The sequence below is a fragment of the Kitasatospora sp. MBT63 genome (genome assembly GCF_000710465.2).
In the GTDB taxonomy this organism is placed as follows: domain Bacteria; phylum Actinomycetota; class Actinomycetes; order Streptomycetales; family Streptomycetaceae; genus Kitasatospora.
Window position 1 is genome coordinate 1 of record NZ_JAIZ01000018.1, and the last position, 16,559, is coordinate 16,559.

Genomic DNA, 16,559 nt, shown 5'->3' on the forward strand with positions numbered 1-16,559 from the left:
GAAACACGCCCGTCGCTATCGGTACGACAACGGCTTCTAAGAAGTCATCTCATTTGGGGCGGTTGGGTAGACTCCGGGCGTGCTGATCGTGGAGCGTCTGGTGCCGGACGAGTTGTGGGAGCTTTTCCAGTTGGTGGTGCCGGACGCGCCGACTCGTCCGCAGGGCGGTGGTCGGCGGCGACACGGTGACCGGGAGGTTCTGGCGGCGATCGTGTTCGTCGCGACCTCCGGGTGCACCTGGGCCCAGTTGCCGCCGTGCTTCGGCCCGTCCGGGCCGACGGCCCATCGACGCTTCACCGAGTGGAGAAAGGCCCGCGTGTGGGCCAAGCTCCACCGGGTCGTCCTCGACGAACTCGGTTCGCGGGGCGAGCTGGACTGGTCGCGGTGCGCGGTCGACTCGGTGAACATGAGGGCCCTGAAAAGGCAAGGCCATGAAGTTACAGGCCGAGGCCGGCGCGCAGATGTGGGCTGATCTGCATGAACGCCGGACGCAAGAAGCGGAGCCCCGGTAGAACGACGTCTGCCAAGACGAGCCGTTCAACTTCGGGAGCTCCGCTGTCCGGTCAGTGTGTCATCACCCGCGAGATCGCGGTAGCCGAAGGCATCTATGCGCCGGGCCATCTGGGCGAGTTGACCCAGATCGTGCCCTTCGACATGGTCGATGAGGTCCTCGCCGAGTGCGGGGCCGTACAAGAGCGGCTGCGGAAGCTCCCGGCCAGAGTCGTCGTGTATCTGCTTCTGGCGGCCGCGCTGTTCGAGGAATGCGGCTACCCGGCCGTGTGGTCCAAACTGACCGGCGCACTCGGCTCGCTGCCGATACCGAAAGTCACCTCGACCGCGCTATGGCATGCGCGATGCCGACTCGGAGTGCGCCCGCTGCACGCCCTGTTCGATCTGCTGCGAGGGCCTGCGAGCGCGATCCGCACCACCGGAGCCCGCTGGGCCGGCCTGCTGGTCGTCGCCATCGACGGCACCTACCTCGACGTCCCCGACGCCCCGGCCACCCGCGCCCACCTGGGCAAGGGATCGAACCGGTTCAACACTGCCGGCTATCCGCAGATCTGCCTGACGGCCCTGGTCTCCTGCGGCACCCGCGCTGTCCTGGACGCCGCTTTCGGACCGCGCATCACCGGCGAGACCACCTACGGCCGGCGTCTGCTGCGATCACTCGGACCCGGGACGATCGTGCTGCTGGACCGCGGCTTCGCCTCCAACGCCTTCCTCGAACACACCGCCGCCACCGGCGCCGCCTTCCTGGCCCGCCTCACTGCCACGCGCAAGCCGTCCGTCCTGCGGCGCTTCGCGGACGGCTCGTTCCTCTCTCGCTTCGGCGAGTTGGAGGTTCGCATCATCGAGTGCGAGATCTCCATCGCCACCACTGCCGGACACCACACCGGTGTCTACCGCCTGGCGACCACCCCGCTCGACTACCGCACCCATCCCGCGCTCGAGCTGGTCAAGCTCTACCACGAACGCTGGGAAGTCGAGTCCGCCTACTTTGCGATCAAGAAAACCATGCTGGGACGCCGGGACTCGATCGCTCTCCAGGCCGCCCGCGACCAGGTCGTCCAGGCCGCGAACGTCATCGCCGGCACCGTCATCGACCTAATCGGCACGATCGGGCGAGCGGTTCTGGAGCACCTCATGCCCGCCCGCCGCCTGCGTGTGAGTCCCTAGTCCCCGAGCCGTCAAAACGACCCCTGTCCAAATACGCCTACAAGAGCCTCCGCGTCGACCGACGCGGCTACAAGGCCACCATCAGCATCGACCTCCTCTCGACAACACCGATCAGCCCATAACTTCACGGCCTTGCCTGAAAAGGGGGAGCTGACAGGTCCGAATCCTGTCGATAGGGGCAAGTACGGGTCGAAGATCCACCTGCTCACCGAACGCACCGGTTTACCCCTGTCGCTCGCGATCTCCGGGGCCAACGTCCACGACAGCCAGGTCCTGATCCCGCTGGCCGACGCCATCCCGCCCATCCGTTCGCGGCGCGGCCCCAGGCGACGCAGAACCGGGAAGCTGCACGGCGACAAAGCCTACGACCACCGCTTCATCCGCTCCTACCTGCGACGACGGCAGATCCCGGCACGCATCGCCCGCCGAGGCGTCGAGTCCTCCCAGCGCCTCGGCCGTCACCGATGGGTAATCGAGCGGACCGTGGCCCGGCTCGGCGGCTTCCGCCGGCTCCATCGCCGCTACGAACGCAAGGCCGACCACTTCGCCGCCTTCGCCAGCATCGCCGCAGCCCTCATCTGCCTCCGAAGACTCTCCAAATGAGATGACTTCTAAGTGGCCGTTGCTCTATCGATCTTGGTGAACGTGAGTTCGCGTCGTCGACTCGGTCGGGTGATCTTCTGGCCGGCTGCGCATGAGAGTGGGGCCTCCCGTACAGCTCGTGGGTGTCGAATCCAACTGAGCGACAGGAGGCCCCTGGTGCTGCAGTCTTTCGTGCCCGTGCCCGTGCCCGTGCCGGTGTCGTCCAACTCCAGTGCCCTGAGGTGTGATTGCCTCGCTCATCGGTTCGGGAACGCCGAGGACCACCCGCACAGGCGACCGAGGTATCCGTCCGACATGAGCGACGCGGAGTGGGCCGTGGTGCGCGACGTCATGCCCGTTCCGGGATGGCTGGAGGGCCGGGGCGGGCAGCCGGAGGGGTACTGCCACCGGAAGATGGTCGATGCTGTGCGCTACCTGGTCGCGGGTGGCATCACCTGGCGGGCGATGCCCGCGGACTTCCCCGCATGGGACCGCGTCTATGCCTTCTTCCGGCGCTGGCGGGACAAGGGGCTGGTCGCCGAGTTCCACGACCGGCTGCGGGACCGGGTCCGCGAGGAGGCGGGCCGCGATCCGGAGCCGACCGCGGGGATCGTCGACGCCCAGTCGGTGAAGGGCGCCGCGTCGGTGCCGGCCGCCACCCGGGGATTCGACGGCGGGAAGAAGGTGAACGGCCGCAAGCGTCACATCGTGGTGGACACCCTCGGGCTGCTGCTGGCGGTGATGGTCACCGCGGCCTCGGTCACCGACCGCGAGGCCGGCCGGACGCTGCCGGCCCGGCTACGCGAACGGCACTGGCGCATCACGCTGGTGTGGGCCGACGGCGGCTACACCGGACGCCTGGTCGACCTCGCCCGCGACGTCCTGAGCCTCGCGCTGAGCGTGGTCAAACGCAGCGACGACACCACGGGCTTCGTCGGTGCTGCCCAGAAGGTGGCTGGTCGAGCGGACGTTCGCCTGGCTGATGCGCTCACGCCGACTCGCCCGCGACTACGAGGGCCGCACCGACACCTCCGAGGCGATGATCCGCTGGTCGATGAGCATGGGCATGAGCCGACGCCTCGCCCGGCGACCACGCTGACCACCCGCGGCCGTTCCTCGGCCAGCCAGCCCCGCGCGGCCAGCCGCTTCGCCTTCGACCGCACCCCTTCCACCTTCGCCGGAGCCGGCTCCAGCCCGAGTGCTGCCGCGAGTTGCCGACAGTCCATCATTTCCCCGCACGACCCGTTGCGGCCGACGAGAGCATCCATGATCCGCTGATAGTCCGGCGCCGGCACCGCGGGGACGAGACCCTCCCGCCAGTGCGGCACCATCGAACCCGGCGCCGCTGCCAGGACTCGCGCCGGCCGCTCAGCGGCCGTCACGACCGGCACCTCTTCCTCACCGCCGCGGGGTCCCGTCAGGACCTCGGCCACCGTCTCGCGGGCGATCACGAGCCGCTCCCACACGGACTCCGCCTCCCGCAGCTCGGCCTGAAGGGCCTCCACCCGCTGGCGAGCCGCGCGTTCGCGCTCCTCCAGCAACCCCATCACCGACGGCATCCCGGCACCTCCACCGAAGAGACGACACGACGCCTCGTCCCTGCCGCCGAAACGCCGAACCTATGCCTGACCTGCGGAAATGGCGCCATCACTCACGGAAAGACAACGGCTTCTCAGTCAGAACCTCTTGCGGGAGCAACGACAGGGAGGGCGCGGCGGCTTGCATACCCTTACACGATCGCGTCCAAACGATGCCAGGTGAGACCAAGGGGAGGGGGGGGTCCCCCGGTTCTAGGGCCGATCTCCCGATGCGTCTCGGCGGTGCTGTCCGGTCCCATGGAGTGAACTAGACCTCACATAGGCGGGAACTTCCATGAGCTTCAGGCGCGGCGTCAAAGGACGTTACGGACGGTGGGCAGCGGTGTCGGTGTCATGCGCGGTCATGGGCGCTCCGATTGCCCTGTCGGTCCCGGCAGCCGCCGCATCGCCGGCAGACACCGAACTAACCGCGATCGCACCCGCACTGGAGCAGGACGAACGCGGCAAGCTCCCGAAGTTGGACCGCAGCGAGGTCGTCGCCGACTTCTTCGACAAGGGGCACGACCAGCGGGCCGTCATCGAGGACGGCTTTGTGCGCATCTACGACCACCCCGACTGGGGCGGAAGCAAACTACGTGAACTAAAGATCGAGGTTACCGGGGCAACCAACGACTCCCGGGGGTCCTTCATCGACGACGTGCGGCCCTTTGCAAAATCCAGCGAGCTCGACAAGGTTCAACTATCAGGCGACGCAAAAGGGCTCTATATAGCCGGAAATATGGGCGGGCAGCCAGTTCTGATCAGCACGAACGAAGACCTCAGTGATTTTCAATCCCCACGCCATCTGGGTAGAGGAACATATGATCGGAAGGAGCGCTGGATAACGGATTGGTGGAACTGGGGTCGCATGATCGGGTGGGACACGGAAAGGCCTTTCGCGACGGCCACGGCGATCGGCAATGTCGACGGGAAAAGAATGATCGCCGTAGCGACATCTACAGCCCACTTCTTCGACAAAAACGATGTCTGGATAGACGATGGGGTACCTGAGTCATACCAGAAGCAGGAGAGTCCTAGAGTTCAGATCTATGATGCTGACGACATCTGGGCCACTAATCCCATCTACACCATTGATCTGCCAACAACAGATAACGGTTCCATGCCGTCCTCCCTGGCGATCGGCGATCTTGGAAACGGCGAATCTTCGCTGGCCGTCGGGATGAATGGCGGGGCGATCAACCAGCTGCACGTCATATCCTTGAAGGACGGAAAGACGGAGACCAGGTGGGGCGACTGGATGGATGTAAAGCCTGAGGAGGCACGGGACGGTGCCAACTCGCCTACCACTCTGGCCTACGGCCGTTGGAAGGGCGAGCAGGTCCTCGCGGTCGGGACCAACTCGGGCAAGGTCAGCATCATGAAAGCATCGGGCAATGGAAGCGGGAAGAGTTCACCGATCACCACTCAGCCTGCTCTGAAGAATGCCCCGGTTGCCGGAATCAACTTCTTTACCGACTCCTCCGGCAAGGAACGGCTGATGGTGGGTCGCGTCGGCGGCGGGGAACATACCGTTCTGGAGGACACCGGCCGCTCCGGCGACGAGGGGACCGAGCTACGCGCCAGCGCCGTTGGCCAAGCCATCAGGGATGGCAGGGCTGAAATCAACGACAAGACGGATGGGGACACGGCTCGCACGATCTACCCCGGCTATATTGCGCCCCGCCTGACGGTGGAGAACCGCAAGGGAAACGACATTGACGTACGGATGTCCCCCGCCAAGCCCGGCGACGAGTACCTCGGTTGCTGGCGGAATGCCGCCGTCGCCGACGGCGTGCCCTTCCCTGAGGAACCGCACACCGTCCGCCCTGGCGAACCCCAGAGCTTCACCTCGGTGGCATCGATGCTTTCCGATCAGGGACGCTGCGCAGCTGACGGCGGGACATACACATACCTCCAGGTCCAGGACAGCCAGAAGCACAGCGAGCCGACGACGTTCAAACTCCAGGTCGACAACGGTTCTCTGACCGTGGCCTGGGATAACTCCGGCTCCGGGACCAAGCTCACCGCCCAGCGGGACGAGAACGACCCACACGCCTACCGGCTGGTGGTGGAGGACGAATTCTCCGCCGTGAAAGCGGTAACCGCCCCCCAAGCGACCGGGCACCGCCTGGTGAACCAGCCTCACAACAATGACCCCGGACTGACCGTCTACCGGGTGGACGTCACTGGTGCCCAGTGGAGAATAGAGGGAGCTGAGCACCTTGATAATGCAGTTATCCCCCCCTTGAAAGTTCAAGGAACCACGAACGGAATGACCTGGACCGATGTCGGTGACTTGATCCCTGCCTCGGCGCCAACCCTCAAAGACGGCCTTCTCACCATGGGCTCAGCAAGCTTCTACTGGGAAAACGCCAAGGGCCCGCAGTATACCAAACTGCGGGTAAGCGCCGGCGATCAACGCGGAAGCTCGATCGACCTCGGATCGCTCCCCAAACCGCCCGTACTCACCGACGCACCACTGGCACCTACTGCAGCAACGAACGCCGTCCCACGGCCCAACGGCGTAGACCAGGTCCCTCTGGTGATCACGCCCTATATTGCTCCGGGCACCCCAGCTCTCGAGGAACGAGCCTATGACTACCTCTTCTTCCGGGACACGGCAACCAGCAGCCTGATCACCGGGCTCCACAGGACCGGCGAGGACTTCGACCAGTACATGTCGATCACACCTGTGCGAGGGCAGTACCAGCCAACCGGCACCGAAAACTCCAACTACCGTTTCTACTTGTCCACGGCCAACCACGCCAACACGGCAAACCAGGCTGTCAGGGCCTACATAAACCTCAACGGCAATGAATGGCGGAATAATAACCAGACCAAAGACATGAAGGTGACGGCTTCCCGAACCGCGCTGACGGCCAGCTCCGCTGACAATAGCGGCTATGCAGTCGGTGGAATCGCCATCAAGGGCTGCCCTGAGGACACCTGCCGGCTCGTCGCCCCAAGCAGCACTCAACCGGCCCTGTATCAGGCTCGGTCCAAGGGCGGGCCCCCGCTCATCGGTGTCGCTCTCAACCCTCACGCTCGCACCGACAACGCAAGCCTCCCGCTGCGAACCGTCACAGGCGATAAAACCGACGTTGATCGCCACCTAACCCCTCTTGAGACTCAATCCACGAGGGCAATTCTGCGGGACGCTGCCCAAATTTTCACACCTAATGAAATGATTCGCACGAGGATCACGACCCATGGCGATCTCGTTACTGCCATCCTGCCATCAATGCCGTCAGGGCAATAACGGATCAAGCGGTCGGGAATACCCCCTTAATCTTCAACAACACGCCCGGTTCGCCGTTGTGGGCGCTTGAATCATCCAGCGAGACGGGCAGGGCGTTCCCGCTCACATGATGGAAGGCGCCCCAGATGGACGCAGTGTAGAAGATTCCAATCTCTTGGAGCTCATTTCATCCCCCTGACCCGCCGATCGGTGGACGCTTGCCGGGTGCTCGGTGGTGTCCAATGGCAGAGATGAGTTCGACTCCTGATCCGGCCTGTTGAACCCAGCGCCACGAATTATCAGATATGGATGACCAGAATGGCTATGATGTCAGTGAAGAAGATTTTCCTGAGCCGGATCGGGGTATCGGTCAGCGCCGGTTTCATCGCGACCGCATCGACGCTAGCGTTCGTTCAGCCAGCTGCGGCCGCTTCGGAAGCAGACATTCAGGAAACGGATGCGCTGGTCGCAGCGGAGAGGGATGCCACCATAGAGGAGAGCATCCCGGAGGATTCTTCCCCCCCGACTCTACGGCGCAACGAGGTGATCGCAGACTTTCTGGGCAAGAACTACGACCAGCGCGCGGTCATCGAGTCGGATCAATCCAATGCGTACTTCCTACGGATCTACGACCACCCCAGCCGAGGCGGTGCACTGCTCTCCGAGACCCAGACAGACCTGAGCCCAGGGCTGGACGAGAAGCGCTGGTCGGCAAACTACAAGAATTTCGCTCACAACAACGGAGTAAGCGGGTTGCAGCTTGCCGGTGACGCCAAGGAGCTCTACATTTCCGGCCTAACTGGGCCGGACCAAGCACGTACGCCGAAAGTGTACAAGGTAGACCCTAGAAGCGGATGCGCAGCGGAATCCTGCGGCGCCACGACGATCCTCCAGCACTCCTCAGATAAATGGCGAGCGGAAGATCGGCGGGACGGAATAGTTCTCGCAGGCTGGGAATATCGACTCCCTCAAATCACCGCTCTCGCATTCGGGGTCGTTAAGGGAGAGAATGGCGACGAGAGGATCCTGGCCGCCGGGCACTCCGTCGCATATTTCTGGGAGAAGAACAAGGATTGGCTGCATTTCGGTGACAGTTGGGAGACTCAGCGAGAAGCCCTGGTCGATTTCGTCGACACCGACACCGGCACCATAAAACACAGGCAATGGCTTGGATCCTGGACCGACAAGCAGACGGTTTCTTCGCTCGGAATCGGAGAGATAGGAGGCGGAAAGTTCGGCGTAGCCATTGGCCTGGCCAGCGAAAATCTGCAGAGGGTTCAGGTAAGGAATCTCTCCTCCGGAACCTACGACCAGATCTGGTCGGACTGGAGCAGCAGCAGTTCCCCTGAGGGCCGGGACGGTTTTGAGGCACCTACGTCCTTTGCCTTCGGAAAGTGGGGCAGCGAAGATTCTCTGGCAATCGGGCACAACAACGGACGAGCAATGCTCGTCAAGCCCCAAGGAAACCTCGGTACGGGAGCGCCGATAGCCGAGACGCCAGCCGGCGGCGGCGCTGTCGAGGCAATCAACTACCTCCCGGTCCTCACCAAAGACGGGAAGCCGAAGTTGCTGACCGGTCAATGGCGTAACCAGACTCACTCGGTGCTGTCCCAGGAAAACGGGAAGCTCAGCCCGATGGCGTTGGGGCGCGAAGACAAGATCACCAATAAGCCTCCAATGGCGATGGACGATAAAAAAGCCTATCAGTGGTACCCCGGCCGGCATACCTTGAAATTCGCCGTCGACAATACTTCGGCGGAATCTGTGCAGGTGGCGGTTAAGTCCGACGTCAACGAAGACAAGGGATGCTGGTCGGGCGGAACCACGCAAGAGATCCAGCCCGGCGTACAAGGCGAGGCGTTTTCCTCTGATGTCATGACATCATCGGACAAGGGGTGGTGCGGTGATGCAGACGCCAGGTACGCATATGTCGTGCTGAATCCGACAGGAAATCCCGGTGCGCGGACAATCGCGCGGATCGAGCAGAGTAATGGCGCGGTGACCGTCAAGGAGCAGGTAGGCGACAAGGGGCTTAGGCTTAAAACTGAAAGGTTGGAAGCCGGGTACAAGCTTGTGATCGAGGGAGCCTCACCGCAAGCAGCGGCAGCACCTCAGGTGACGGGCCAGCGGCTGGTCAGCAAGGCCGCCGAGGACAAGGGAAAGTCGGTGGTCTATAGATTCGATGTATCCGGCGCCGAATGGATCGTTCCTGATTCCGGATCCCGTACCCAAGCAGTTCTTCCTGCTCTGACCGTCGAAGGCAGTACCAACGGCATCACGTGGTCCCATCAGTTGGGCAAGCTAATGCCTGCATCCGAACCGGTCCGGGACGGAGACAAAATTACTCTCGGCCCCGCAAGTTTTTTCTGGGAAAGCCAGGAGACTAACGGGGTGAAACTTTCGAAGATTCGAGTCTCCAATGGCTTGAAATCGACACCGATCATTATCAGTGATCTTGACAATGCTGCGCCAGAGGCGGTTTCTAGCACCGTCAAGCCATCATTCTTTCACCATTTCTCGACGCCATCAATTGCGCCGAACGGTCTCGACCAGGCTCCTGTTGATGTCGTGATTAAAGACGGAACGGCATCCGCCCTCGAGCCATCTCACCCGTTCTACAGTCTTCTCTATTTCCGTGAAACATCAGGAAAGTTGATCACTGGCCTCTATCAGGAAGGAAAGCTTTCCAACTATATCTCGGTGGAATCCAACAAGGGGAGCTACTCAAATACTGAACTGGCAGCTTTGGAATCTCGATACAGGGTGTACCTTTCGACCACCAGTACGACCACGGCATTTCTCGTCAATGGATATCTCGAGGATGGATCAGTCAGTCACAGCGGCCAGTTCAACTTTTACACAAATACTTCCGCTCCGTCGATAACCGGATCTCCTCAGATCGGCCTTCAAGCCGGCCCGTGCCCCATCGAGGAGGGTGTCTGTCAGTTGGCCAACCCAGAGGCCGACGGGAAGACTCATCCCGCCCTTTTCCAAGCGGGCCTAGATGCTCGCAACGGAACTGGTCCGGCAATCGGCCTCATGTGGGCGAGTCGAGTGGCGCATGCGGTCGAGAGCCTTCCGCTCCCTTACGACCGAAAGGCACTTATCCAGACACCGATGCGGATCGAGGGCAAGACGGCGTACCTCGACAGCGGCTTCAACGGAAGCCTCTTCAATGCGGCACTCATCACTCATGGGCGCTACATCGATGGACCGCGGTCCTGAGATCCACGACCGTTAGATTCTTAGGAGCATGACATGACTCCCCGTGCACCGTCCGGCCAGCCGGGTACCCGTCAGACAGCAATGCACCCTGTGCGGCGCCGCCTGGCGCTGAGCGTAGCCGTGCTGACGGCGGTGACTACGGCCCCGATCGTAACGCTGTCTGCCGCGACACCGGCGTCGGCGGGCACCCTGCCGCCGCCTGTCTCGGGCGCATTCACCATGAGTGGTGAGCTCAGTGGCGACATCGATCCGCGTACCGGACGGTTCAGAACCTCATTCCCGCTTCTCAAGATGGACGGGCCGAGTGGATTCGCCACCTCGCTCACCCTGAACTATGACCAGGAACGTGCCGCCGCTGGGACGGACCGCTATGGATGGGGTGCGGGTTGGGGTGTAAGCGTTCCCTACGTCGATCCGGTGGGCGGTCTACAGATTCATCCCGCATCCGGAGGATCGTACGGATATGACGAAAATTCACCGTCTAGGCTGAAGAATTACATGGGGGAGGATTTGAAATTCTCCCAGGATTCTGGCGTGCTGCCGGAACGTGAGGGTGTGGACGGCGCCCGTCCGTACCACTACACGCTGGAGTATACGGCTACCGGCGAAGCCGAATACTTTGGCGAGGATGGAAACATGATTGCCCGGGCCGATCGGTTCGGCAATCGGATGGACATGACCTGGAGCACGGTCGAAGGTGGTACTGGAAAACCCTCTTTCAAGCCCGAATCGGTCATTGATGCATATGGGCAGAAGACGCTCTTTGCCGAAAAGCCAGACGGGACGCATATCGTCCCTCCGGCACGCTCTGAAAGTAGCGACGAGCGCACTCCGGATACCATTCTTTCCTTCGACGGCGGGGTGCTCGAATGGATCAACCTCCCTGGCGAACAGGGCTCCATTCATTTCAGGTACAACACTTATGGGCCCAACCAGGCGAAACTGCTGAGCCAGGTCTTCTCGCCTGCAGGAGGCGTGACCCAGATTTCCTACCAGAACGTGCCAAACCAGCCTGGAGCACTGGCGGTGGAAACACTCAAGGTCACGAATGACGATGACAAGGAGCTCATCCCGACCCGTTCGTTCAGGTTCTCCCCGGATGGCTCGGCGCGCAACTTTACGGGATATCCAAATTTCCACGGTAAGGGCACCGACGGGCTGTACGAGTCCGACGATGCCACCGCATACTCCTACACGACCGAGCTGTCCGACAGGTATTCGGCAGTGCGCTCTACATACAACAAATTCCATTTGCTCAAGAAGAGCGAGACGTTGTGGGTGGAGGGTAGTCGTCAAGGCACATCTCAGGAAGTCGAGCTGTCCTACCCCGGAGAGGTGGAGGGCAGGGCTCCCAGGGTGGCGGACCTCAAACCGAACAATGCCTGGGCCATCCAGACTGACGTCACCGCACGCAACCGGGAGGGCGGACAGTACAAGCAGACTCAGAAGACCACTTACAACGGTCTGGGCCTCCCATCCTCCACCACGGACGCAGATGGTGTCACGACGACGACCGAGTACGGCCCGTACAGCCAGCCGGTCAAGACGACAACGACTGCACCTGGCGGTCCCACCAAGGAGGTTGTCAACCGGCTGACGTCCGACGGTAAGTCGGTCGAGTCGACCACGGAGTCCGTCGCCGAGGCTGGCGGACCGTTTTCCAGCCGAAGCACGACCTCCTTCGCGGTCGACGGGAGAGGTGAGTTGACGCGGAAGACGGTCACTTCGACGGGCGACGCAAGCACCCCGCCGGAGCGCGCCGAGGAGATGTACGACCGCGAGATCGGCAAGGACCCGATCACCGGCGGGCTCCGACTCACCCAGACGACGACCGTAGACAAGGGCGGCCCGTCAGAGGCGAAGCTTGTCGAGGTTCGGGACCTCTCGACCAACGCGGTCGTCGAGCAGAGGGACGCCGGCGGCAAGGTCACCCGGTTCGAGCACGATGTCGCCGGACGTCGGATCGCCGAGACCAGGTTCGCCGGGACGGACCGCAGTCTCACCACGAGTACCACCTACAGTGGTGTCCGTGAACGCACCGTTCAGACTCCGGACGGCAGGCGTGTCACCCATCAGACGGACGAGCTCGGCCGCCCCACCCGAATGACCGACAACGTCAAGGGTGGTAAGCCCGTGGGCGCCGACAATGCCCGTGAACTGCGTAAGGTCACCTATGACGTGACCGGGCGGGTGACCGAGACGACTTCTCCGGGGGCCGACAAGCCGACCGTGGAGACCAAAGACCTGGCAGGGCGTGTCGTCGAGGTGCGCAGGCCGAACGGTGTTACACAGCAGACTCACTACGACGACGCAGCATCTCACGAGGCATGTGCAACAGGCGTCAGCTCACTCACTCAGTACACGATTCCCGCAGGCAGCGACCGCGAGCAAGCCAAGATCACGCAGAAGGATTCCCTCGACTCCGAGGGTCGTATGGTCTGTAGTAGTACCGACTATTCCGACGGTACCGAGACGCCTGACTCCAGCCGGTCGTTCGACGGCATCGGCCGCGACGCCGGTGCGGTGGAGAACGACGTCGAGGTCACGCCGATCCACGGCACCGGAGGCTTGAACGAGGGCAACACTCTCACCCCGACTGCGACCGATCGCTTCCCTGGGACCGCCATCACCGCGAAGCGGGACCTCAACGTCCTCGGAGAGTCACGCTCGAAGAGTCTTACCCCCGCCGATGACCCGGACCGCATTCGTTCGGGTACCCGAGCCGTGTTCGACGCGGCCGGCCGGCCGGAACGAGTGACCTACCCCGACGGCGTCTACATCACCTACCAGTACGCGGCCGACGGCCAGGTCAAGACGGCGACCACCACCCGCTCCGACGGTACCGTGCTGTCCACGACCCATAACGACTACGACGAGAAGACCGGCCGACTGACCGACACCGTCATCACTGCGGAGGGCATACAGCCGGTCAAGCGTCACTTCGAGTACAACCACACCACCGGTACCGTGAGCCACGTGTGGGATCCCGACAACCCAGAGAAGACGAGGATTTCATACGAGTACAACACCGATGGCTACACCACCTCGATCACCTACCCGGCGAGCCCGGACCACCCCGACGGTGCTGTGCTGACCCAGGCGTTCGACGACGCAGGCCGACTCGAGCGCACTACCGATGCCGCCGGTCTCATCACCGCTTACGGTTACTACGGCCACGGCGCGATGCGTGAGGCTGTCCAGTACGCGGCGGATGGTACGACCAGGCTTGCAAGCACGCGCTACTTCTACGACGAGATGGCGCGGCCGGAGCGCGTCGAGCGCGAGAACAGCACAACCCATTTCACCTTCTGGGACAGCGGACAGCTCAAGACCCAGCGCACCACCGGATTTGAAGGCGCGGTGCTCGCCGATGCCTCGTACACCTACGACGGACACGGCCAGGTGGCCAGCGCCACCGAGACCCGACCCGATCCCGAGACCGGTCAATCGGCGACCACCACCACGGCATACCGGTACGACGCCTACAACCGGCTGATCAAAGCGCAGGTCCACCAGGGCACTTCCGAGCAGGGTGCGGTCCTGCACAGCGTGGAGTATCCGGAGATCAACGCTGCCGGCGACGTCGTGCGGACGGTAACCACCTCGAACGGCACCACCAGTGTCGCCACCAACGAGATCGACGACAACGGTCGCCTCCGGACCATCACCACCGACGGCCAATCCCGAGCGCAGGAGTGGAGCGACGAACGCGGAAACCTGACACTTGATCACCAAGGTAACCGCTACACCTACAATGCCGCCAACCAGCCTGTTTCGGTGCAGAGTGCGGACGGCACGACCACCGAGTACCAGTACTGGGCCGATGGCACGCGGGCGGCGTCGGTCACCACTGGCGACGCTCCCGCCGTCACACGCTTCCATTACTCCCCTGAGGGATTCCTCGCCAACGACACCCACTCGAACGCTGATGGTTCCGACCGGAGTATCGGCTCCTACCTGATGGGGCCGACCTCCCGCGAGGCCCGTACGCTGACGGAATTCGGGGATGACCCGAGCACGACCACCGACTACTTCCTCGTTGACCGCCACGGCAGCGTACGGGGGCTCACCGACAACGACGGAAAGCTGCATACGAGCTACGACTACAGCCCGTACGGCTCCCCTGCACGCTCGGACGGGTCCGCACTGCCGCCCGCGACTCCGGCGCAGGGCGCCCGCGAGCAGGCCCGGGTTAATCCGATGGGCTTCGGCGGCGAGTACCGCAACCACGGGACAGGTTCCTACCATCTCTCGACCCGTACCTACGATCCCAGCCAAGGTCGATTCACGACCGCGGACGTCGAGCCCCTGCTCAACAGGTTCATGGCTTTCGACACCAATCCGATCATGAAGCTTGACCCGAGCGGCGGCAGCGCTGTCTGGGACGCCATCGTCAAGGCCTGGGAATATGCCTGGTATATTCCTGACAAGATCATGGAAGGTTTCAATTGGGTCATGGAGAAGGTTCTCACGGCGCTACCTGAAAACGTCACAGACTTCCTTGCCGAGGCTTTCTCGAAAAAGGAGGTTCAGTACACCTTCATCGCTCTGGAGGTTGCCTCCGTGATTCCTTTTGTCGGCACTGCTGCGCGCACCTCGAGCACTGTCGGAAAAATGACGGCGAAAGCTGCCTCATCAGTTTCAAAAACCACCTCCAAGGTTGCAGCAAAAGCAAAGCCCGCCAGTGCGGCCTCGAAGGCTAAAGAAGCCAAGCTCGACAGCAAGGTGGCGTCTCTCTCTCCGCAGGAGAAGGTAAAGCTAGCAGCTAAATCCCCCCTGGAGCATGCCGTAAAGTCCAGAGATGAGGCCCGTAATGCGCTAGCGTATTACGGCCTAGGGGTCATAGCCCCTGCCATGGTTATGAATGCGAACAGCTTCGCGGTCGAGAGTCGCGGACAGGGATTCCTGAGCGAAACCATGGAGGACCGATTGACCTTCATGACCATGGTGTCAGGATTTGGTTCGGAGCGTGCATTTGATGCATCATCGAAAGCCAGGAAAAAGGCAAAGCAATCCTCTCACATTGAAAAGTCGATGAATATCGAAATGGAAGATGCAAACAGCTGGAGCAAGGGCTCTGGCGGCAGAGAGAGTACTGTATCCAACAACCTTCTCTCGGACCGGTAGAAATCTCGACAGCGCGCCTCTTGCTTCTAGGAGGCGCGCTGTCAGAATGCGCAGGTCACGAGGAATGACGAAAAGCCCGACCGGGGCTGTGCATGGTGCGAGGCCAGTCGGCGGCGTGCGTCCGCGATGGAGCTTCCGGTCCTGCGCAGAAAGTTTGTCGCGACTGATAACAACGTGGCCATGTTCTGGGCTCCATGGTCGGTGCGAATGCGGAAGGCATTCAGACCCAGTGTTATGTCCCGCATGTAGTGGACCCTGTTCTCGATGCCCGAAGTGCCTCGTTCGCCGATCCACTGCGGGCAGGCCTGCCGCAATGACAGGTCGGTGATCACGTACACGCGCTCCCGGAACCGCTTCCCGCCCGGGTAGCCAGGGCTGATTCAAAGTCCTGGCGATCATGCAAGTGTGCAGGTCACGGCGGTGTGATGGGGTGGCGTCTGGCCGTTGCGAACGCATCGAGGCTCCGGTTGAAGGGGTGACCTTGTCCGTCGCCCTGAACCGGAGCCTCGATGCGTCGTCAGTCTGCCACCTGCTGCCTCGCCGATCCGCCTGTTCGTCAACTCGGGAGCGGTGCCGGTCTTGTGGACCGGCTGGCGTTGCTGGTGGACCCGCGTGATCCGCGTGGCCGGCGTCACCCGTTGGTGAGCGTGGTGCTGGTCGCGGCTTCGGCGGTGCTGGGCGGCGCCCGGTCGTTCCGGGCGATCGGGCACTGGGCCTCCGAGGCACCCCAGCACGCCCTGGCCAGGCTCGGAGCACGGACGGTAGGCGTGTTCGGCGTGTGCGTGGCGCCCAGCACCTCGACGATCCGGCGGGTGATCGGCGCGGTGTGTCCCGGTGGCCTGGCCGACCTCACCGGCGCCGACCCGGCCGGGGCGGGCACGGTCGCGGTGGACGGCAAGAGCGCCCGCGGCTCGCGCACCGACGACACTCCCGCGGCTCACCTGCTGGCCGCGGTGACCGGCACCGGCCGGACCGTGACCCAGCTACGCGTGCCGGACAAGACCAACGAGATCACCTGCTTCGCCGCCCTCCTGGCCCCGTTCGACCTGGCCGGGGCGGTGGTGACCGCGGACGCGCTGCACACCCAGCGCGACCACGTCCGGTTCCTGGTCGAGGAGAAGAAGGCGCACTAC

Annotated in this window: 7 protein-coding genes and 3 pseudogenes; 9 read left to right on the forward strand and 1 reads right to left on the reverse strand. The window is 62.8% G+C overall.

All coding sequences use genetic code 11. From position 1 onward, the window contains the following. Positions 1–79: 79 nt before the first annotated feature. From AA75_RS01260 to AA75_RS01285, 8 genes and pseudogenes are all read left to right on the forward strand, one after another. Positions 80–421, forward strand: a pseudogene (locus tag AA75_RS01260) (transposase); the annotation flags it as partial. 56 nt (positions 422–477) lie between these two features. Next, complete coding sequence (locus AA75_RS01265) at positions 478–1,677, forward strand: IS4 family transposase (protein WP_199520236.1); 1,200 nt, start codon at positions 478–480, stop codon at positions 1,675–1,677. 138 nt (positions 1,678–1,815) lie between these two features. Further along, positions 1,816–2,280 (forward strand): annotated as a pseudogene (locus AA75_RS01270) (IS5 family transposase); the annotation flags it as partial. A gap of 330 nt (positions 2,281–2,610) precedes the next feature. Continuing rightward, a pseudogene (locus AA75_RS51590) lies at positions 2,611–3,117 on the forward strand (IS5 family transposase); the annotation flags it as partial. Positions 3,118–3,241: 124 nt separating this feature from the next. Next, entirely contained in the window at positions 3,242–3,358 is a 117-nt protein-coding gene (locus AA75_RS53900) for a hypothetical protein (RefSeq protein ID WP_368666542.1), read from the forward strand. A gap of 773 nt (positions 3,359–4,131) precedes the next feature. After that, positions 4,132–7,095, forward strand: coding sequence for a hypothetical protein (locus AA75_RS01280; RefSeq protein WP_149037878.1), 2,964 nt, complete (start codon positions 4,132–4,134; stop codon positions 7,093–7,095). Positions 7,096–7,407: 312 nt separating this feature from the next. Then, a complete protein-coding gene (locus tag AA75_RS46935) occupies positions 7,408–10,299 on the forward strand; it encodes a hypothetical protein (RefSeq protein ID WP_149037879.1) in 2,892 nt (963 codons plus the stop codon). Positions 10,300–10,332: 33 nt separating this feature from the next. Next, positions 10,333–15,426: an RHS repeat domain-containing protein gene (locus AA75_RS01285; protein WP_082526163.1), complete on the forward strand. Its 5,094-nt coding sequence runs from the start codon at positions 10,333–10,335 to the stop codon at positions 15,424–15,426. Between the two features lie 41 nt (positions 15,427–15,467). Here AA75_RS01285 and AA75_RS46940 read toward each other — a convergent pair whose 3' ends face one another. Further along, positions 15,468–15,758 (reverse strand): hypothetical protein, encoded by a 291-nt coding sequence (locus tag AA75_RS46940; RefSeq protein ID WP_149037880.1) that lies wholly within the window; start codon positions 15,756–15,758, stop codon positions 15,468–15,470. A gap of 177 nt (positions 15,759–15,935) precedes the next feature. Between AA75_RS46940 and AA75_RS01290 the strand changes: the two genes are divergently transcribed. Continuing rightward, on the forward strand, positions 15,936–16,559 hold a 624-nt coding region (locus AA75_RS01290; RefSeq protein ID WP_255369483.1), incomplete at its 3' end, for a transposase family protein.

Excerpts from the sequence above, each read along its gene's own strand:
- AA75_RS01265 (WP_199520236.1), top strand. The coding sequence starts at position 478 with ATGAACGCCGGACGCAAGAAGCGGAGCCCCGGTAGAACGACGTCTGCC.
- AA75_RS53900 (WP_368666542.1), top strand. The coding sequence starts at position 3,242 with ATGCGCTCACGCCGACTCGCCCGCGACTACGAGGGCCGCACCGACACC.
- AA75_RS01280 (WP_149037878.1), top strand. The coding sequence starts at position 4,132 with ATGAGCTTCAGGCGCGGCGTCAAAGGACGTTACGGACGGTGGGCAGCG.
- AA75_RS01285 (WP_082526163.1), top strand. The coding sequence starts at position 10,333 with ATGACTCCCCGTGCACCGTCCGGCCAGCCGGGTACCCGTCAGACAGCA.